Annotated in this window: 13 protein-coding genes; 9 read left to right on the top strand and 4 right to left on the bottom strand. The window is 75.6% G+C overall.

The annotated features are described in order from the left end of the window. Positions 1 to 16: 16 nt before the first annotated feature. From ACWERV_RS17390 to ACWERV_RS17370, 5 genes are all read left to right on the top strand, one after another. The gene (locus tag ACWERV_RS17390; RefSeq protein WP_452933660.1) at positions 17 to 1,306 is read left to right on the top strand and encodes a hypothetical protein; all 1,290 of its coding nucleotides are present in this window, start codon (positions 17 to 19) and stop codon (positions 1,304 to 1,306) included. A gap of 250 nt (positions 1,307 to 1,556) precedes the next feature. Beyond that, positions 1,557 to 4,115 (top strand): tetratricopeptide repeat protein, encoded by a 2,559-nt coding sequence (locus tag ACWERV_RS17385; protein WP_452933658.1) that lies wholly within the window; start codon positions 1,557 to 1,559, stop codon positions 4,113 to 4,115. 4 nt (positions 4,116 to 4,119) lie between these two features. Continuing rightward, positions 4,120 to 5,532: a PP2C family serine/threonine-protein phosphatase gene (locus ACWERV_RS17380; protein WP_452933656.1), complete on the top strand. Its 1,413-nt coding sequence runs from the start codon at positions 4,120 to 4,122 to the stop codon at positions 5,530 to 5,532. A gap of 58 nt (positions 5,533 to 5,590) precedes the next feature. Next, positions 5,591 to 6,937: a vWA domain-containing protein gene (locus ACWERV_RS17375; protein WP_452933654.1), complete on the top strand. Its 1,347-nt coding sequence runs from the start codon at positions 5,591 to 5,593 to the stop codon at positions 6,935 to 6,937. A gap of 90 nt (positions 6,938 to 7,027) precedes the next feature. Beyond that, positions 7,028 to 8,008, top strand: coding sequence for an FHA domain-containing protein (locus ACWERV_RS17370; RefSeq protein WP_452933652.1), 981 nt, complete (start codon positions 7,028 to 7,030; stop codon positions 8,006 to 8,008). Positions 8,009 to 8,015: 7 nt separating this feature from the next. Here ACWERV_RS17370 and ACWERV_RS17365 read toward each other — a convergent pair whose 3' ends face one another. After that, complete coding sequence (locus tag ACWERV_RS17365; RefSeq protein WP_398181462.1) at positions 8,016 to 8,933, bottom strand: methyltransferase domain-containing protein; 918 nt, start codon at positions 8,931 to 8,933, stop codon at positions 8,016 to 8,018. Between the two features lie 73 nt (positions 8,934 to 9,006). Between ACWERV_RS17365 and ACWERV_RS17360 the strand changes: the two genes are divergently transcribed. The 4 genes from ACWERV_RS17360 to ACWERV_RS17345 all read left to right on the top strand — a co-directional run bounded on the left by ACWERV_RS17360 (position 9,007) and on the right by ACWERV_RS17345 (position 17,222). Next, entirely contained in the window at positions 9,007 to 9,411 is a 405-nt protein-coding gene (locus ACWERV_RS17360) for a globin (protein ID WP_452933650.1), read from the top strand. Positions 9,412 to 9,732: 321 nt separating this feature from the next. After that, positions 9,733 to 13,032, top strand: coding sequence for an FtsX-like permease family protein (locus ACWERV_RS17355; RefSeq protein WP_452933648.1), 3,300 nt, complete (start codon positions 9,733 to 9,735; stop codon positions 13,030 to 13,032). A gap of 339 nt (positions 13,033 to 13,371) precedes the next feature. Continuing rightward, a complete protein-coding gene (locus ACWERV_RS17350; protein ID WP_452933646.1) occupies positions 13,372 to 16,134 on the top strand; it encodes an FtsX-like permease family protein in 2,763 nt (920 codons plus the stop codon). Next, positions 16,131 to 17,222 carry an ABC transporter ATP-binding protein gene (locus ACWERV_RS17345; protein ID WP_452933644.1) on the top strand — a complete coding sequence of 364 codons (1,092 nt, stop codon included), beginning with the start codon at positions 16,131 to 16,133 and terminating at the stop codon, positions 17,220 to 17,222. The genes ACWERV_RS17350 and ACWERV_RS17345 overlap by 4 nt, the downstream gene beginning before the upstream one ends. 131 nt (positions 17,223 to 17,353) lie before the next feature. Here ACWERV_RS17345 and ACWERV_RS17340 read toward each other — a convergent pair whose 3' ends face one another. Genes ACWERV_RS17340 through ettA form a run of 3 tightly spaced genes read right to left on the bottom strand, consistent with a single transcriptional unit; the run spans position 17,354 to position 20,171 of the window. Then, a complete protein-coding gene (locus tag ACWERV_RS17340) occupies positions 17,354 to 18,067 on the bottom strand; it encodes a hypothetical protein (protein WP_452933642.1) in 714 nt (237 codons plus the stop codon). Beyond that, entirely contained in the window at positions 18,064 to 18,507 is a 444-nt protein-coding gene (locus tag ACWERV_RS17335) for an acyl-CoA thioesterase (protein WP_452933640.1), read from the bottom strand. The genes ACWERV_RS17340 and ACWERV_RS17335 overlap by 4 nt, the downstream gene beginning before the upstream one ends. Then, positions 18,507 to 20,171 carry an energy-dependent translational throttle protein EttA gene (gene ettA, locus ACWERV_RS17330; RefSeq protein WP_398181443.1) on the bottom strand — a complete coding sequence of 555 codons (1,665 nt, stop codon included), beginning with the start codon at positions 20,169 to 20,171 and terminating at the stop codon, positions 18,507 to 18,509. Before ettA ends, ACWERV_RS17335 begins: the two co-directional genes overlap by 1 nt. Between the last annotated feature and the right edge of the window lie 162 nt (positions 20,172 to 20,333).

Here is a 20,333-nt window from a genome sequence, read left to right as displayed (position 1 = left end):
GGAGAGGAAGGGCCAGATGGCGGTCGCGGGACGTTCCGGACCGGTGATGGGACGGGAGGACGTCGACCGCGCGCTCGCGCGGCTGGCCGCCGAGCACGAGGCCGTCGAGTCCTCGCTGCTGTCGCTCCAGGACCACTCGGGCCGCCGGCTGCTGGAGGGCGCCGAGCTGACCGGCGTCACCAAGGAGCGCTGGGCGGCGACCGACGCGGCGATCACCGCGCTGTGGGCGCACTTCGACGCGTACACCGACGCCCTGCGGGCCGCCCGCGACCTGCGCGCCCGGCGCCGCTGGCCGACGCAGACCGAGCTGCGCGAGCTGACCGACCTGCTGCGCGGCGACGGGGTGACGGTGACCGGCGCCGACCTGCCCGACCACGCGCGCTCCCTCACCGGCCCGGCCCGGCTCACCGAGCGGCTCAGCCTGGAGGAGGTCGTCGGGCGGATGAACGCCTGGTACGACCAGGCGATGGAGACCGTGGCCGCGGCCGACTCCGTGTGGTCCGCGCTGCCCGCCAGGATCGATTTACTGGCCGCCGAGACCCAGCGGGTCCGCTCGCTCGCCCATTCGGTGGGCGTGCGCCCCGGCGCGCACCCGGCGGGCGACGACCTGGAGGCGCTCGTCGCCGACCTCACCGCGCTGCGCGCGCAGGCGGTGTCCGACCCGCTGTCCTTCTGGTCCGCGGCGCCCCCGCCCGGCCGCCCGGACACCGCGCGCTACGAGGAGGCCGGGCGGCGGCTCGACGACATCCGCCGCGAGGTCGAGGCGGTGCTGCACGTCCGCGACGACGCCGAGCACCGGCTCGCCCGGCTGCGCGACGTCCTCTCGCGCGCCGACCGCACGCTGACCGAGGCGCGCAGCGCGCGCGTCGAGGTGCTCTCGAAGATCCTCGCCTCCGACGTCCCGGCGGTGAGCGGCCCGGCGTCCGCGCTGCACGAACAGCTCGCGGCCGCCGCCGACTTCGCCCGCACCGCGCAGTGGCACCGCCTCTCACCGCTGCTGGACAGCCTGGAGCAGCACGCCGACGACGAGCTGCTGCGGGCCCGCGAGTCGCTGACCGCGGTGACCGCGCCGCTGGCCGTACGCGCCGAGCTGCGCGGCCGGCTGGACGCCTACCGGGCGAAGGTCGCACGGCTGGGCCTGGCCGAGGACCCGCTGCTCATCGAGCGGTACGACCAGGCGCGGCGGCTGCTGTGGAGCGCGCCGTGCGACCTGGCCGCGGCCGAGCGGACCGTGCGGCGCTACCAGGACGCCGTCGCCGAGGTGGGCGCCCAACGGCCGCAGGGCCCGCCGCAGGACCGCCGGTGACGTCCCCGCGGCCGGCCGCGGTCCCCGCCGGGGCCCGGACGTCGGCGGGAGTTCCCGCGCGGTTCGCAACCGGGGCGTACCGTACGGCCGTCGTAGCCGTTACGGACAGGGCGGCCGACGGCGGCGCGGGAGCACCGGGTCCGGCGCGCACCGGGAGCGGCTCCGGCGATGCCGGCACACCAGGGGAAAGGCTGAGGGGGAAACAGTGACCAAGTGCCAACGGCCGGGCTGCGGCGGGACCTTGGAGGACATGGGCGGCGGCGAGCTGTACTGCGACACCTGCGGCCTCGCGCCGGTCGCCGCGCCCGCCGCGCCGCCCGCCGCCTCCGCCGCGTCCGGCGGCCCCGCGCTCCCGCCGCCCCCGGCGCACGCCCCGGGCGCGGACTCCGGGCGCACCTCCGGCTCCACCTCCTCGCGCTCCTCGAAGTCCTCCTCGCGCGCCTCCCGCCGCTCGGTGTCCGGGCGGCTGTCGCAGACGCTGGCCGGGGCGGCGACGGGCCGCTCGGTTTCGGTGCGCAGCAGCCGCTCCGGCCCCTCCGGACCGACTCGCGGCAAGCTCGGCGCGGGCCTGGTCGCGGTCCCGCCCGTACCGCGGCCCGACCCGGCGGCCGCGGTGCTGGACAACCCCGAGGTGCCCGAGCGCAAGCGCTTCTGCAGCAAGGGCGACTGCGGCGCTCCGGTGGGCCGCAGCCGCGGCGACCGGCCGGGCCGTACCGAGGGCTACTGCACCAAGTGCGGCCACCCGTACTCCTTCACGCCCAAGCTGCGCCCCGGCGACATCGTGCACGGGCAGTACCACGTGGTGGGCTGCCTCGCGCACGGCGGCCTGGGGTGGATCTACCTCGCCGTCGACCGCGCGGTGTCGGACCGCTGGGTCGTCCTCAAGGGCCTGCTGGACACCGGCGACGAGGACGCGCTGGCCGCGGCGGTGTCCGAACGGCGCTTCCTGGCCGAGATCGAGCACCCCAACATCGTCCGCATCTACAACTTCGTCGAGCACCTCGACCAGCGCACCGGCACCCTCGACGGCTACATCGTGATGGCCTACGTGGGCGGCAAGTCGCTCAAGGAGATCGCCAACGAGCGCCGCACACCCGACGGGCGGCGCGAGCCGCTGCCCGTCACGCAGGCCATCGCGTTCGCGATCGAGGCGCTGGAGGCGCTCGGCCACCTGCACAGCCGCAACCTGCTCTACTGCGACTTCAAGGTCGACAACGCGATCCAGACCGAGGACCGGCTGGAGCTCATCGACATGGGCGCGGTCCGCCGGATGGACGACAACGAGTCGGCCATCTACGGCACGGTCGGCTACCAGGCGCCCGAGGTCGGCGAGGTCGGCCCGTCGGTCGCCTCCGACCTCTACACCGTCGCCCGCACCCTCGCGGTGCTGACCTTCGACTTCCAGGGCTACACCAACGTCTTCGTCGACAGCCTGCCCGACCCGGCCAACATCGACGTCTTCTCCCGCTACGAGTCCTTCTACCGGCTGCTGGTGCGGGCCACCGACCCCGACCCGGACAAGCGCTTCGCGACCGCCGAGGAGATGTCCGAGCAACTGCTCGGCGTCCTGCGGGAGATCGTCGCGATGGAGAGCGGGGTGCAGCGGCCCGCCCTGTCCACCCTCTTCGGCCCCGAACTGCGCGTCGTCGACACCGAACTGGTGCGGGCGGTGACCGGCGACACCTCCGCGCTCGGCGCCGACCGCGCGCTGGAGAAGGCCTCCAGACGCAGGGACAAGGCCGCCGGGGCGGGCGGTGGCGGCGCCCCCGCGCTGCCCGGCCAGCCGGGCCGCCCGGCGGTCGCCGGCACCGGGCAGGCCCTGGCCTGGACGGCGGCGCCGCTGCCGGTCGTGGCCCGGCTCGACACCACCGCGGCCGTACTCGCCCTGCCCGTACCGCTGGTGGACCCGTCGGACCCCAACGCGGGCTTCCTCGCGGGCCTTTCCGCCGCCGCGCCCGCCGAACTGGTCGCCGCCCTCCAGGCGGCGCCGGTCGACTCGGTCGAGCGGCGGCTGCGCGAGGTGCGGGCCCGGCTGGAACTGGGCGACGCGCGCGGCGCCCGGCAGGTGCTCGGCACCCTCGCCGACCCGGACGACAACGCCGACTGGCGGGTGGTGTGGCACCGCGGCCTGACCGCGCTGTGCACCAGCGACCAGGAGACGGCCGCGCTGAGCTTCGACGCGGTCTACGACGCCTTCCCCGGCGAGTCCGCGCCCAAGCTCGCGCTCGGGGTGTGCGCGGAGGTGCTGCGCCAGCTCGACAACGCCGCCGAGTACTACCGCCTGGTGTGGACGACCGACCACTCCTACGTCAGCGCCGCCTTCGGCCTGGCGCGGGTGCTGCTCGCCTCCGGCGACCGGGCGGGCGCGGTGGCCGCGCTCGAATCCGTGCCCGAGGCGTCCATCCACTACACGGCGGCACGGGTCGCGGCGGTACGGGCACGCTTGCGCGACCGTTCCCCCAACGAGCCGCTGCTGCCGGACCTGCACGCGGCAGGATCGCAGGTCGACGCCCTGCAGCGGCAGGGACTGGACTCCGACCGCCGTGAGCAGCTGGCCACCGAGGTGCTCGGCAGCGCGCTGGACTGGGTGCTGGCCGGCCGTGTCGGCGACCACCCGGAAGCGCCCGCGGGCGTACCGTCGTCGGTGTCCGGCTCCGCCGGGCTGCTGGGCGCCGAACTGACCGAGCGGGGGCTGCGGTTCGGCCTGGAGCGCTCGTACCGGGTCCTTGCCAGGCTCGCCCGGCAGGGCAGTACGAGGATCGAACTGGTGGAGCGGGCCAACCGTTTCCGCCCCAGGACGTGGGTGTAACCAGATGCCGCCACTCCCCGAATCGGCGCGGGCCCAGACGCCCGCACCGGAGGTCTGCCCCAACTGCGCGGACCCGCTGGACTCCGACGACCGCTTCTGCGGCCGCTGCGGTCTCGACCTGAGCGCGCCGCCCCCGCCGCCCGCGCCCGTGCCGCCGCCCGCCGCGCCCGCGCCGCCCGCACCGGCGCCCGCGGGCCTGCCGGTCGCGGCCTCTCCAGCGTCCCCGGCGGCCCCGGTGGGCCAGGCTCCCGCGGTCGCGCCGGTGTCGTCGGCGGCCCCGGCGTCCGCGTCGTCCGCGCCCTCCGCGGTCGCCTCCGACCCGGCCACCGACTCCTTCGTGCTGGCCCCGCCGAAGCCCGCGGGCGCCGCCCCGGCGTCGGCATCGGCATCGGCATCGGCATCGGCATCGGCGGAAGACGCCGATGACACCCTCGCGCTGGGCGTCCCGGTGCCCGCCGCGCGGATCTCCGACCCGCGCGAGGAACCGCCCGCCCCCGACGGGCCGGTGTGCGTGGCCTGCGGGCTCGGCGGGGTCGACGACGACGGCTACTGCGAGCACTGCGGCCACGCCCAGCCGCGCCAGCGCGACCACCAGGAGCAGGAGTTGGAGGGTGTCGCGGCGGTCAGCGACCGCGGTCTGCGGCACCACCGCAACGAGGACGCCTTCGCCCTGGCCACCACCGCGCTGCCGGACGGCTCCCAGGCCGTGGCCGCCGTGGTGTGCGACGGCGTCTCGACCGCGCACCGCCCCGACGACGCCTCGGCGGCCGCCTCCGCCGCCGGGCGGGACGCGCTGCTCGGCGCGCTGGAGCAGGGCAGCCCGGCCGAGGACGCGATGCGCACGGCGCTGATGACGGCCTTCGAGGCGGTGACCGCGCTCGCCGACGAGGAGGAGCCGCCGGGCGCCCCGCCCCGCCAGAACGCGCCCGCCTGCACGTGCGTGAGCGCGGTGGTGACCGGGCCGGTGTTCACGGTGGGCTGGATCGGCGACAGCCGCGCTTACTGGATCCCGGACGACCGCACGCTGCCGCCCGCCCGGCTCACCGAGGACGACTCGTGGGCGGCCCGGATGGTCTCGGCGGGCCTGATGTCGGAGGCCGAGGCCTACGCCGACCACCGCGCGCACGCCATCACCGGCTGGCTCGGCGCGGACGCCGTCGAGGTCGATCCGCATGTGGCGGCCTTCCAGCCGGAGGGCCCCGGGGTGATCGTCGTGTGCACCGACGGGCTGTGGAACTACGCCGAGTCGGCCGCGGAGATGGCGCAGGCCGTCCCGGCGGACGCGCGCAGCCGCCCGCTGCACAGCGCCCGCGCCCTGGTGGGCGTGGCGCTCGACGGGGGCGGCCACGACAACGTAACGGTCGCGGTGCTGCCGTTCCCGGCCGCCGCGCCGCGGGCAGGATTCCCATCCGCATAGTCACCCGCCACGGGATGGGCGGGGCTGTGTACGGGCTTTGAGGAGTTACGAGGAAACGATGGCCATTCTTTCGAAACCGAACGTGCCGCAGTTCACCGTCGACGTCTACCAGAACGAGTTCCTGCCGGACGGCGGTCGCGAGGTCAACGCCGTGGTGACGGTCACCTCGACCGGCGGCGGCACGACCGGCGGCCACCCGCTGCCCGGATCGGCCCCGGCCGGCGGCCCGGCCACGGCGAACGCCGGCGTGGTGATCATGGTCGACTGCTCGGGCTCGATGGAGTACCCGCCGACGAAGATGCGCAACGCGCGCGACGCGACGGCCGCCGCGATCGACACCCTGCGCGACGGCACCGCCTTCGCCGTCGTCGCGGGCACGCACGTGGCCCGCGAGGTCTACCCGGCCAACGGCGGCCTTGCGGTGGCCGGTCCCGGCACCCGCGAGCAGGCCAAGCAGGCGCTGCGGCGGCTCAGCGCGGGCGGCGGCACCGCGATCGGCACCTGGCTGCGGCTCGCCGACAAGCTGCTGTCCACCGGCGACTCGGCGATACGGCACGGCATCCTGCTGACCGACGGCCGCAACGAGCACGAGAAGCCCGAGGAGCTGCAGTCCGCGCTCGACGCGTGCGCCGGCCGCTTCACGTGCGACGCGCGCGGCGTCGGAACGGACTGGGAGGTCAAGGAGCTGACCGGCATCGCCTCCGCGCTGCTCGGCTCCGTCGACATCGTCGCCGACCCGGCGGGCCTGGCCGCCGACTTCCAGGCGATGATGGAGAACGCGATGGGCAAGGAGGTCGCGGACGTCGCGCTGCGGCTGTGGTCGCCGCTGGGCTCCGAGATCGCCTTCGTCAAGCAGGTCGCCCCCACCGTGGAGGACCTGACGGCGCGCCGCACCGAGGCCGGTCCGCGCGCGGGCGACTACCCGACCGGTTCGTGGGGCGACGAGTCGCGCGACTACCACGTGTGCGTGCGGGTGCCCGGCGCCCAGCTCGGCCAGGAGATGCTGGCCGCGCGGGTGTCGCTGGTGCTCCCGCAGCCCGACGGCACCACGCAGGTGCTGGCCCAGGGCCTGGTGCGCGCGGTGTGGACCGACGACATGGCGATGTCCACCCGGATCAACCCGCAGGTCGCCCACTACACCGGCCAGGCCGAGCTGGCGCAGGTCATCCAGCAGGGCCTGGAGGCGCGCAAGGCGGGCGACATGGACGGCGCGACGGCCAAGCTCGGCCGGGCGGTGCAGCTGGCCAGCGCCTCCGGCAACGAGGACACGGCCAAACTGCTGGCGAAGGTGGTCGACGTCGTGGACGCCGCGAGCGGTACTGTGCGGCTGAAGGCCCGCGTCGCCGAGGCCGACGAAATGACCCTGGACACACGGTCGACGAAGACGGTTCGGGTGAAGAAATAGCGCACGGGGCGCCGGGGTACGGCGCCCCGGGGGCCGCTGACGCGCACAACCTGTGGATCCGCCGCGGAAGGCGGAGGGGGAGTCGGCACGATGCTTTGTCCCAACGGCCACGAGTCCGCCGACAACGACTGGTGCGATTCCTGCGGCATGCGGATGGCCCCGCCGCCGTCCGCGTCGTACGGCTCGCGCCCCCCGTCGTCATCGGCGTCGTCCTCGTCGACGCCGCCGGTCTCGCCGCAGCCCGCCTTCGGCCCCGACGTGGCCGGGGCGGGCGGCGCCGTCCAGCTCTGCCCGGCGTGCGGGACCCCGCGCGAGGGGCAGGCGCTGTTCTGCGAGGAGTGCCGCTACAACTTCCAGACGCACTCCGCGACGACCTTCGTCCCGCCCCACGCGGCCGCCGGTCCGGTCCTCACCACCCCGCCGCCGCCCGTGAGCCCGGGGCCGCCCGCCCCGGAGCAACCGCCGTACCAGCGCTACGAGTCGGCGATGTCGCAGCCCTCCCGGGTCAACCGGCCCGCGGAGCCGCTGCCTTCGGAGTCCGTCACGGTGACGTCCGGCTCCGGCGACTTCCTGCTGGATCCGCCCAGCTCGCCCACCGTCGCGCCCGCGCAGTCCGCCCCTGCTGCCGCCGCGAAAACGGTGGTGCCCGCGCAGGGCGGCGCGGGCACCGCGTGGATGGCGGTGATCGCCGCGGACCGGGAGTACTTCACCTCGATGATGGCCCGCAGCGGCCCGGAGGCCGGCGGCCTGTACTTCCCCGCGTACTCCCCCGAGGTGCAACTGCCGCTGACCGGCCACCAGGTCACGATCGGGCGGCAGCGGCACAGCACGGGCGAGGCCCCGGACATCGACCTCTCCCGCTCCCCGGAGGACCCGGGCGTCTCCCACAAGCACGCGGTGCTGGTCCAGCAGCCGGACGGCTCGTGGTCGGTGGTCGACCAGGACTCGACCAACGGCACGACCGTCAACCTCGCGGAGGACCCCATCCCCGCGTACACCCCGATCCCGCTGAACGAGGGCGACCGGGTGCACGTCGGCGCGTGGACGACGATCACCGTCCGGCGGATCTGACCGCGCTCTAGGAGGAGGCCGCCGGGACGGGCCAGGTGTCGGGGCCGTCCGGGTCGTCCAGCCAGATCCACTGACGGCTCCCCTCGACGCTCAGCCCGAAGCGGGTGCGGGACGGCCGCCGGTCCAGCAGCGACGGCTCGCCGCCCACCGCGTCCGGCGCGATGCCCGCGCCCGCGCCGCGCAGCGGTACGAAGTAGGCGGGCGTCGGCAGGAAGCGCCCCTCGGCCCGCTCCGGCCCAAGCACGGTGAGCAGCACCAGACCCGACGCGAGCGGCGCGAGGATGCGCCCGCCGGTACGGCACTGCGCGACCCACGCGGGCGGTACGGACGGCAGCTCGCACGTCGCCATGACCCGGTCGTAGGGCGCGCCCGGCTCGTACCCGAACGTCCCGTCCCCGGTGACCACCGTGACGGCGAGCGCCTCGGGGGTGCCGTACGCGGCCAGGTGCGCGCGGGCCGCGGAGGTGATCGCCTCCTCCAGGTCCACGGTCGTGACCGCGCCCGTACCGCCGAGGCGGTGCGCGATCAGCGCCGCGTTGTAGCCGGTGCCCGCGCCGATCTCCAGCACCCGGTGGCCCTCGCGGACGTCCAGCGCCTCGCACATCAGCGCCATCAGCGACGGCTGGCTGCTGGAGGAGACCAGTTCGCCGCCGCGGGCGACGTGGGTGGCGATCGGCTGGTCCGCGTACGCGCCGCTCAGCCAGCTCAGCCGGCGCCGCGGGTCGGGGTCGTCGGCGGCGAAGCGCGCGTCCTCGCCGACGCCGCGGTGGTACTCGGGCACGAACAGATGGCGCGGCACCTCGTCGAAGGCGGCCCGCCACGCGGGGTCGGCGAGCCCGCCGCCGGCGACGATGCGGCGCACCATCCGGTGCCGCAGCGCGGCCGCCGCGGCCCGCGTCCGCTGGTCCTGCCCCGACCCGGCCATGCCTCCATCGTGCTCCCCCGGCGCAGGTCCTACGACCCGGGTCCTGGTCCGGGCGGTCTGAGAAAATGGTGGTGTGACCGACATCCCGCAGGGCAGCGCAGCGCAGCAGACGTTCTTCGAGCAGGTCGGCGGCGAGGACACCTTCCGCCGTCTGGTCCACCGCTTCTACCAGGGCGTCGCGGACGACCCCGAGCTGCGGGCGATGTACCCGGAACAGGACCTGGGCCCGGCCGAGGAGCGGCTGCGGCTGTTCCTCATGCAGTACTGGGGCGGCCCGCGCACCTACAGCGACGAGCGCGGCCACCCGCGACTGCGGATGCGCCACTCCCCCTTCCGCGTCGACCGCGCCGCGCACGACGCCTGGCTGCGGCACATGCGGGCGGCCGTCGACGATCTGGGGCTGGCGCCCGAGCACGAGAAGCAGCTGTGGGACTACCTGGTGTACGCGGCGGCCTCGATGGTGAACAGCCCAGGCTGACCCGCGCCCGGCTCGTGGCCGACCCCCGCCTCATCCGTCGCTGACCGGCGGCCGATCCGGCGCTCCGGGCCGCCCCGCGGAGGGGCGGTTTCCGGCCGCTCAGGGCGGTCCGGACGCGGTACGCCGGGGGTTCCGTTTGGATGCGACCGGGCTCGGGGCGGGTCCGGCGAGGGCGGCGGACGGGTCCGGCGATGCCCGCGCCGGCGGTTCCGCGCCCGTTCAGCGGACGGTCACGATCGCATTCCGACAATCCGCGACATGTTTCGCCGGACCCTCATCAATTGAGAACATCCCGTCAGCAACAGGACGGGGGGCTTTCGCGTGACCGGATTCGTACTGCTGCGCGTCCGCGCGCACCGGTTGCTGCTGTCCGCCGCCCTGCTGACCGTCCTGCTGACCACGTGCGTGCTGGCCGCGCTCGCCGCGTACACAGGCGCGATAGGCGACGCGGCCGTCCGCCGCACCCTCCAGCACCAGGCCGCCGACCGCTCCACCTACAACGCCAAGGCCTCGCTGACCGGCAAGGACGCGGCAGCCCTCGACCGCGCCGTGCGCGAGCGGCTGCGCGGCGCCTTCGACGGGCTCCCCACGGACGTCGCGACCAGCACCCGTTCCGGCCCCTACGCGCTGCCCACGGCCCTGCGCCCGGCCGGGACCCCGAAGAGCACCGACCCCGACCTGACGCTGCTGGCCACCTTCGACCACGCGAAGCTCGCCCTCGTCGGCGGCGCCTGGCCGACCCCCGCCGCCAAGGGCTCCACCGGCGTCGAGGTCGCCGTGCCGGAGGCGGTCGCCCGCGCCCTGCACCTGGCCGCGGGACGGCAGCTCACCCTCGCCGACCGGCTCGGCGGCCCCCCGCTGCACATCACCGTCACCGGCGTCTACCGCCCCGCCGACCCCGGCTCGCCCTACTGGCAGCTCGACCCGCTCGCCGGGCGCGGCATCCACACCCTCGCCTTCACCACCTACGGCCCGCTGCTCGCCGACCCGGGCACCTTCGCCTCCGGGCGGGTCGCCGCCGACGAGATGTCCTGGCAGGCCACCGCGGACTTCGGCAGCGTCGGAACGAGCCGCATCGACGCGCTGGAGACCTCCGTCGAGGACACCACCGCCGCGCTCGGCGCCGACCGGGCCACCGGCGGCGCCCAGACCACCAGCGCGCTGCCCGGCCTGCTCGACGGGCTGCGCCGCAGCCTGCTCGTCACCCGCTCCACCCTCCTCATCGGCGCCCTCCAGCTGGTCATCCTCGCCGCCTTCTCGCTGCTGCTGGTCGCCCAACTGCTCGCCCAGGAGCGAGCGGGCGAGACCGCGCTGCTGCGCGCCCGCGGCGGCTCACGCGGCCGGGTCGCCCGGCTCGCCGCCGGGGAGGCGCTGCTGCTCGCGGTGCCCGCCGCGGTGGCCGCCCCGCTGCTCGCGGGCCCCCTCACCCGGCTGCTGGCCGGGACGGGCGCGATGTCCCGCACCGGGGTGACCCTCGGCGGCACCGACCCGGCGAGCGCCTGGCTGGTCGCCGGGGCCGCCGCGCTGGCCTGCGCCTTCGCCGTCGTCCTGCCCGCGCTGCGGACCGCGCCCGGGGCGCGGGCCGGGCGCCGCGGCGGGGTGCCGGGAATCCTCCAGGCGGGCGCGGACGTGGCGCTGCTCGCCGTCGCGGGCGTCGCCTACTGGCAGCTCCAGCGCCGCGCCTCCGGCGGCGGGGCCCTGAGCGCCGACCGCTCCGGCGGCCTCGGCATCGACCCCGTACTGGTCGCCGCCCCCGCGCTGTGCCTGCTGGCCGGCACCGTGCTGGTGCTGCGGCTGCTGCCGCTGCTCGCCCGGCTCGGCGAACGGCGCGCCGCGCGCGGCCGCAGCCTGTCGCTCGCGCTGGCCGGCTGGCAGCTCTCCCGCCGCCCGCAGCGCGGCGCCGGGGTGGCGCTGCTGCTGGTGCTGGCCGTGGCGATGGGCATGTTCGCGATCGGACAGGGCGCCAGCTGGGACCGCTCGCAGCGCGACCAGGCCGACTACGCCGTCGGCGCCGACCTGCGGGTGACCGGCATGACCACGCCGCCGTTCGGCCAGGCCGGCATCTTCTCCGGCGTACCCGGCCTCACCGCCGCCACGCCCGCCGCCCGCGAGACCCTGATCCTGCCCGACGGCAAGACCACCAGCGCGCTGCTGATGGACACCGGCAAGGCCGCACAGACCGTACGGCTGCGCTCCGACCTCGCCGGCGGCCGCCCGCTGCCCGCGCTGCTCGCCCCGCTGCGCTCCACCCCGCAGACCCAGGGACTGGCCCTCGGCGCCACCGTCCGGCAGGTCGCCTTCCAGGCCACCCTCGCCTCCACCAGCGGTTCCGGCGGCCCCGCGGGCGGCGCCGACGCCGACCAGCCCGACCGCGTCAGCGCGGTGCTCGTGGACGCCGAGGGCGTCCCGTACGACTTCACGCTCGGCGACCTGCCGCCCGACGGCCACCCGCACACCCTCACGCTCGACCTCGGCCTCGCCGCGGGCAAGGGCGCCCCGGCGGGGCCGCTGCGGCTGGAGCGCTTCGAGGTGTCCTTCTCAGTGCCGGAGGCGGCCGAGAACCGCGTCCTCACCCTGGCCTCGGCCCGCACCACCCTCGCCGACGGCACACAGGCGCCCCTGACCACCCTGGCGGGCACCTCGTGGAAGGCCGAGGCCGCCTTCGACGACGACTCGATCGCCTCCCTCCCCGACGTCGCGGCCCCCAGCTCCGACGCCCCGCGCACGGGCGGCCCCGCCCTGCTGACCCTCCCCTACCGCACCGGCTCCTTCGCCGGGAACACCTACCTCCAGACGGCCGCGACCGTCCGCGTCCGCGCCCCCGCGCCCGTACCGCCACCGCTGTCGGGGATCGCCACCGACACCTACCTCAAGGCGGTCGGCGCGAAGGCCGGCGACACCGTCCAGGTGCAGATCGGCAACGTGACCACGCCCGTCAGGATCACCGCCGCCGTACGCGCGCTGCCCGGCACCGACCAGACCGGCGCCACCAGCGGACTGCTGCTCGACCTGCGCGCCGTCAACGCCGTGCTGTCCGCGAAGGACGCGCTGCCCGTGCAGCCCACCGAATGGTGGCTGGCCACCCGCCCCGGCGCCACCTCGCACGTCGCGGCCGCGCTGCGCTCCCGCGACGACGTCGACACCGTCCTGGACCGCACCGAATCCGCCGCCGGGCTGCGGTCCGATCCGCTCGGCGCCGGTCCGCAGTCCGCGCTGCCCGCCGCGGTGATCGCCGCCGCCGTACTGGCCGCGGTCGGCTTCGCCGTCGGCGCGGCGGGGGCGGCGCGGGAACGGCGCGGCGAATTCGCGGTCCTGCGGGCACTCGGCGCGCCGCGGCGCCAACTGGCCCGCATGCTGGCCGCCGAACAGGCGCTGCTGGTGCTGGTGTCGCTCGTCGTGGGCGTGGTGCTGGGCGCGCTGCTGACCCGGCTGATCACCCCGCTGATCGTGCTCACCGGCCAGGCCGCGCGCCCCGTGCCCCCGCTGATCGTGGAACTCCCGGTGGGCCGGCTCGCCGAGCTGCTCGCCATGCTGCTGGCCGCCCCGGTCGTCGTCCTGGCCGCCACCGCGGTACGCCGCGCCGACCCGGCGACAGCCCTGCGACACCAGGTGGAGGACTGACCCATGCCACCCACTCCTCCCCCCTTCCCCGACCCCGAGGACCCTCGGGAGCCCACGGGCTCGCCGGAACGGCGTGGCGCGTCGGGGCCTGCGGGGCCGCCCGAGCCCCAGGGCGCGTCGGAGCCTGCGGGTCCGGTCGAGCGGCGGGGCGCGTCGGAGCCTTCGGAATCCGTCGAGCCGCGGGACGCGTCGGAGGAGCAGGGCGCGTCCGGGGCTTCGGGTGCGCCCGAGCCGCACGGTTCGTCCGCGCCGCCCGCCTCGTCCGGGCCGCAGGGCTCACCGGACTCCCCCGGTGCCGCCGCCGGGGGCGGGGAGCTGCCGTCGGGCGGGTCGTGGCTGGTGCTGCGGCTGCGTGCCGCGCCCGGCGGGGCGCTGGCGCTGGCCGCGCTCGTCCTGGTCACGTCCTTCCTGGCCGCCGCGCTGCCGCGGGCCGTCGACCGCTACGAGGACACCGCGCTGCGGCACGCCGTCGCGGACGCCGCGCCGCGCAACCACGGCATCTCGCTCGCCGAGGACTACGGCACGTCCGGGGACCCCGGCGCCGATCCGCTGGCGCCCGCCTCGCTGGACGCCGTCGAGAAGGCCTTCCGCTCGCTGCTGCGCCCCCCGTTGCGGTTGCAGCCGGGCGGCGTGGTGCAGGGCGTGCGCACCGGCGCGGAGGCGGAGGTCCCCGACCCCGAACTGCCGCGCACCTCCGAGCACGCCCCGGGCGCCGACCTGGTCGCCCAGGCCGGGCTCGCCGGGCACTCCAGGGTCGTGGCCGGGCGGCTGCCCGCGCCGAGCAAGGGCGAGTCGGGGCTCTCGCTGGAGGGCGCGGTCACCGAGAAGACCGCGCGGGTCCTGCATCTGAAGGTCGGCCAGACCATTCACCTGATGAAGTTCGGCGCGACCCCGCTGTCCGTGCGCATCAGCGGCATCGTCGCCCCGCGCGACCCGACGTCCGGCTTCTGGACGATGGACGACGATCTGCTCGCGCCGCTCGTCAGCTTCCCGCCGCACCCGATGATCGACCCGCCGAAGACGTACTGGCACTTCACCGTCCTCATCGACGGCACCGCCGCACACTCCATCCCGCTGCTCGGCACGGGCGCCTCCCTCTACTGGCACCACCCGCTCGACACCGCGCACCTCACCGCGCACGACGTGCCCGCGCTCCGCGACGAACTGGCCTCCTTCGGCAACGGCCCGCTCGCCACGGACCTGGCGGCCGCCACGGGCTCGTCGTCGCTGCACGCGGTCGCCGGGATCAGCGGGGTGCTGACCGCCTTCGACGCCGACCGCGGCGCCGCCCACCCCCTGGTGCTCATCGCGGCCGTCGGCGTCGGCACCACCGCGCTGGCCGTCCTCCTGATGGCCGCGGGGCTCGCCGCCGACCGCAGACGGCGCGAGATCGCCCTGCTGCGCTCCCGGGGCGGCTCGCTGCGCGGCATCTTCGCCCGGCTGACCGCCGAGACGACCGCGGCCGCGCTGCCCGCCGGAATCCTCGGCACCGCCCTGGCCCTGCTGCTCCTGCCGACCGGACGGTACGGGGCCGCGCTCGCGCTCGGCGCGCTCGTGACGGCTGCCGGGGTGCTCGCACTGCCGCTGCGGGCCACCTCGGCGGTCCGCCGCCCGCGCCCGGCCGAGCGCGACGACCTCGTGGCGCACCGCCCCTCGCGGCGGCGGCTCGTGCTGGAGCTGACCGTCGCGCTGCTGGTGGCCGGAGCGGTGGCGACGCTGCGCCGCCGCGGCTCGGCGGACGGCTCGGACCCGTACCTGGCGGCCGCACCCGTGCTGGTCGCGGTGGCGGCGGCGCTGGTGCTGCTGCGGATCTACCCGCTGCCGCTGCGCCGGCTCGCCCGGCCCGCCGCCCGGCTGCGCGGGGCGGTCACCCACCTGGGGCTCGCGCGGGCCGGGCGTGCGCCCAGCGGGGGGCAGCTGCCGCTGGTGGCCATGCTGGTCGCGCTGACGGTCGCGTCCTTCGGCGGCTCCGTGCTCGCCGGGATCGCCCACGGCCGGGACCGCGCGGCGGCCGTCGCCGTGGGGGCCGACGCCCGGGTCGACTCGCTCTTCCCGCTGGACGCCGCGCTCCCGGCCAAGGTCCGCAAGGTGCCGGGCGTGGGCGACGTGGCCGCCGTACGGGTCGAGCCGCACGCCGCCGACCAGGACATCCCGCAGAACTACGAGCTGCTCGTGGTCGACGACCCGGCCGCGTACGCCCGTATCACCCGTTCCGCGGGCCTGCCGGACCTCCCGCCGGACGCGTTCGGGCCGGGCACCGCGGCGGGCGCGCACGGGCCGCTGCCCGCCGTCGTCTCGCCGAAGATCGCCGATCTGCTCGGCGACCGCACCACGCACGTCCCCACCGACGTGGGCCTCTGCGACATCCGCCCGGTGGCGACGCTCTCCTCGACCCCGGCCGCCACCGACGGCGAGTTCGTCATCATCTCCGCGGCACAGCTGCACGCCCAGCACCCGCAGCTCGGCGCGCTCCCGCAGTACGGCGGGCCGACGATGCTGCTGGCCGCCCAGGCGCCGGGGCAGCACATCGACACCGCCGCACTGCGCGACGTCGCCGCGCACACCGGGCCCAACGCCGCCGCGGTGCTGCTGCGCTCCGAGCAGCGCGCCGCGCTGGCCGACACCCCGCTGCAGCACGGCGCCCGCACCCTCTACCTTTCCGCCGTCGCGGCCGGGGCCGGCTACAGCGCGCTGGCGCTGCTGCTGTCCCTGATGGCCGCGGCACCCGGGCGCACCGCGCTGCTGGCCCGGCTGCGCACGATGGGGCTGACCCGCCGGCAGTCCCGGTGGCTGGTGCTGCTGGAGATGCTGCCGCAGGTGCTGCTCGCCGCCGCCGGCGGTGCGCTGGTGGGCCTCGCCGCGATACCGCTGCTCCGGCCCGGCATCGACCTGGGCACCCTGGCCTTCGGCAGTACGGCGGGCAACGCCGCGGTGGTGCCGCCGCCCGCCCTCGCGGTGACCCTCCGCGCAGACCCCTGGTCGCTGGCCGTACCCTCCGCGGGGCTGCTCCTGCTGGCCTGCGCGGTCCTGCTGGCCCAGGCGTGGGCCAGCACACGACGACACGAGAGCACCGAGCTGAGAGCGGGTGACCGGACCATATGAGCGCCGACGACGTGACGACCGACGCGGCGGACGCCGCCCGCCGCCCCGAACACAAACCCCCCACCGCCCCGGCCCCGGACGGCGGTGCGCCGCCCGCACCCGCAACCGCGCCCGCGCCTGCGCCCGCGCCTGCGAGCCTCGCCGAGCTCGAACGGCTGGCCGCCGAGCGCCGTGACCGCCCCGCGTACGGCAAGGACGCGCTGATCAGCTGCGACCGGCTGGTACGGATCTTCACCGCGGACGGCGTGGAGGTGCAGGCCCTCCAGGGCCTGGACCTGCTGGTCGCCAAGGGCGAGCTGATGGCCCTGGTCGGGGCCTCGGGCAGCGGGAAGTCGACGCTGCTCAACATCCTCGCAGGCCTCGACGTCCCCACCGCGGGCGCGGCCTCGGTCGGCGGCTACGACCTGCTCGCCATGGACGCCAAGTCCCGGCTGCGCTACCGGCGGGAGGTCGTCGGCTTCATCTGGCAGCAGACCTCGCGCAACCTGCTGCCCTACCTGACCGCCGCGCAGAACGTCATGCTGCCCATGCAGCTCTCCGGCGGCGGCTCCGGCCTGCGCGGACGCCGCCGCCGCGCCACCCGGGCCGCCGATCTGCTCGGCCTGCTGGGCGTCTCGCACTGCCAGGACCGGCACCCCGCGCAGATGTCCGGCGGCGAGCAGCAGCGCGCCGCCATCGCCGTCGCCCTCGCCAACGACCCGGACGTCGTGCTCGCCGACGAGCCCACCGGCGAGCTGGACTCCACGACCGCCGAGCAGGTCTTCGCGTCCTTCCGCACCGCCAACGAGCAGCTCGGCACCACCGTCGTGGTCGTCACCCACGACCAGTCCGTCGCCGACGCCGTCCACCGCACGGTCGCCATCCGCGACGGCCGCACCGCCTCGGAGGTCGTGCGCCGCACGGAGATCGACGAGCACGGCCGCGAGTCGGTCGTCGCCCGCGAGTACGCCACCGTCGACCGCGCCGGACGCCTCCAGCTCCCCCACGACTACACCGAGGCCCTGGCCATCCGCCGCCGCGTCCTGCTGGAGCTCCAGCCCGACCACATCACCGTCCGCCCCGACGACCACCCCGCCGCCGAGGAGTGACCCCGCCCCGCGGGACCCCACGCCGGGGTGGAACCCAGCCCGGGGCCACGGGAGCCGAGGCGTAGGGCCTGGGTGCGGAGGGCCCTCACCCGCGCCGCGGCACCGCAGCGTCCCGCACACCGCCGGAAGCGCTACGCCGGAGTGAAGCTCAGCCCGGCGCCCGGGGTCTCACGGCGGACCGCCACCGAGCCGTACTCGGTGCGCAGCCGCGCCCACGGGCCGGCCGCCAGCAGCGCCAGGGGGGCTCCGCCGGTCGCGCTCTCGCCGCCGCGCAGGAAGCCCAGCGCGTGGGCGGCGTGCACCACCCGCAGCGTGGTGCCCTGCCACGGGCGGGTCCACAGCTCCTCCGCGAGCGCGTCCAGCACCGCCCGCGTCCGCTCCTCCCGGGGCAGCCCCTCGCTGCGGGCCCGGAATTCCGCGACCGCCCCGGCGGCGGCCCGGCGCACCTGCCCGGCGTCCAGCTCGGCGACCCGCTGCCAGCCGGTGCGGGGCGGCAGCACCCCCGCCCAGGCGGGCCCGGTGACGGACGGCGGCAGCCCGAAACCCGCCTCCGCCGCCGTCACCTCCTCCAGCAGCTGCCCGGCGGACACCGTGGCGTCCACCGCAGCGCCCACCGGCCCGGCCCCGCGCAGCGCGGCACTGCGCACGGCCAGCACGCCGCCGAACGGCGGGTGCCCGAAGACGCCCAGCGCCGGCTCGCCCTCGGCGGACCGCAGCCGGACCACCGCAGCCTTGTCCCAGCGGACCAGCCGCCCGAGGAAAGCGGCCAGGTCCGCCGCCTCCCGCTCGCCGTCCGCCCCGGCGGAGCCGCCGTCATGGCCGAGCACCAGCCGGACCTCGGTCATACGGCGACGGCCCCGTCGCCGTCCGCGTCACGGTCGTCGTCGCGGTACTTCTCCAGGAAGGCCCGCTCCTCCGGCGTGATCCGCCGCGGACGCCCCGCGGCCAGGTTGTACGGCACCACGACCGTTGTGGCCCGCGCGTAGACCGTCTCCTCGTCCTTGACCTCGTACGCGACGGTCATGGACGCCGCCGATATGTGCGTCACCCACGTCTCGACGACCACCGGCTCGTGCCGGTGCACCAGCGGCCGGAGGTAGTCGATCTCGTGCCGCGCCACCACGGAGCCTCCCGTGAAGGACGCGCTCCCCTCCCCCGGCGCCAGGCGGAACATGAAGTCGATCCGCGCCTCTTCCAGATACCGCAGGAAGACGACGTTGTTGACGTGCCCGTAGGCGTCCATGTCCCCCCAGCGCAGGGGGCAGCGGAAGATGTGCCGAGCCATCAGCCGCGTGTCAGCTTCTTGTAGGTGGCGCGGTGCGGCCGTGCGGCGTCCGCTCCCAGCCGCTCCACCTTGTTCTTCTCGTACGACTCGAAGTTGCCCTCGAACCAGAACCACTTCGAGTTGCCCTCGTAGGCCAGGATGTGCGTCGCCACCCGGTCCAGGAACCACCGGTCGTGGGAGACGACCACGGCCGCACCGGGGAATTCCAGCAGCGCGTTCTCCAGCGACGACAGCGTCTCGACGTCGAGGTCGTTGGTCGGCTCGTCCAGCAGCAGCAAGTTGCCGCCCTGCTTGAGAGTCAGCGCCAGGTTCAGCCGGTTGCGCTCACCGCCGGAGAGCACCCCGGACGGCTTCTGCTGGTCCGGGCCCTTGAAGCCGAACGCCGACACGTAGGCCCGCGACGGCATCTCGACCTGGCCGACGTTGATGTAGTCCAGGCCGTCGGACACGACCTCCCACAGCGTCTTCTTGGGGTCGATGTTGGACCGCCCCTGGTCGACGTAGGAGATCCGCACCGTGTCGCCGACCTTGATGCTGCCGGAGTCGGCCTCCTCCAGCCCCTGGATCATCTTGAACAGCGTGGTCTTGCCCGCGCCGTTGGGGCCGATGACGCCCACGATGCCGTTGCGCGGCAGCGTGAACGACAGGTCGTCGATCAGCACCTTGTCACCGAAGGCCTTCGACAGGTGCTCGACCTCGACCACGACGCCGCCCAGCCGCGGGCCCGGCGGGATCTGGATCTCCTCGAAGTCCAGCTTGCGCACCTTGTCGGCCTCGGCCGCCATCTCCTCGTAACGCGCCAGGCGCGCCTTGGACTTGGCCTGCCGCCCCTTGGCGTTGGAGCGCACCCACTCCAGCTCTTCCTTGAGGCGCTTCTGCCGCTTGGCGTCCTTCTGGCCCTCGACCTTGAGCCGGGAGGCCTTGTTCTCCAGGTAGGTGGAGTAGTTGCCCTCGTAGGGGATGGCGCGTCCGCGGTCCAGCTCCAGGATCCACTGGGCCACGTTGTCCAGGAAGTACCGGTCGTGGGTGACGGCCACGACCGTGCCCGCGTACTTGGCCAGGTGCTGCTCCAGCCACTGCACGGACTCGGCGTCCAGGTGGTTGGTGGGCTCGTCCAGCAGCAGCAGGTCGGGGGCCTCCAGCAGCAGCTTGCACAGCGCCACCCGGCGCTTCTCGCCACCGGACAGGTTGGTCACCGCCCAGTCCCCGGGCGGGCAGCCGAGCGCGTCCATGGCCTGCTCGAGCTGCGCGTCCAGGTCCCAGGCGTCGGCGTGGTCGAGCTTCTCCTGGAGCTTGCCCATCTCGTCGAGCAGCGCGTCGGAGTAGTCCGTCGCCATCAGCTCGGCGATCTCGTTGAAGCGGTCCAGCTGCGCCTTGACCTCGGCCACACCGTCCTGGACGTTCTCCAGCACGGTCTTGGTCTCGTCCAGCGGCGGCTCCTGGAGCAGCATGCCGACGCTGAACCCGGGCGACAGGAACGCGTCGCCGTTCGACGGCTGCTCCAGGCCCGCCATGATCTTGAGAACGGTGGACTTTCCGGCGCCGTTCGGACCGACCACACCGATCTTCGCGCCCGGCAGGAAGCTCAGCGTCACGTCATCGAGGATGACCTTGTCGCCGTGCGCCTTGCGCGCCTTGCGCATCGTGTAGATGTACTCAGCCAAGAGAAACCGTCCGGCAGATCGAGAAGGGCCAATGTGCGGCTCCGCCGCGTGAGGGCAGATACACCCCATCTTGCCGTACGTCCACCCCACGGGGCGAACGGGTACCGGCGCCGGGTGCGGGCGCGCCGGGACCGGCGGCGGCACGGAGGGCGCGGGCCCCGG

Source organism: Streptomyces sp. NPDC004031, assembly GCF_053604375.1.
This window is presented reverse-complemented; position numbering and strand designations above follow the sequence as displayed.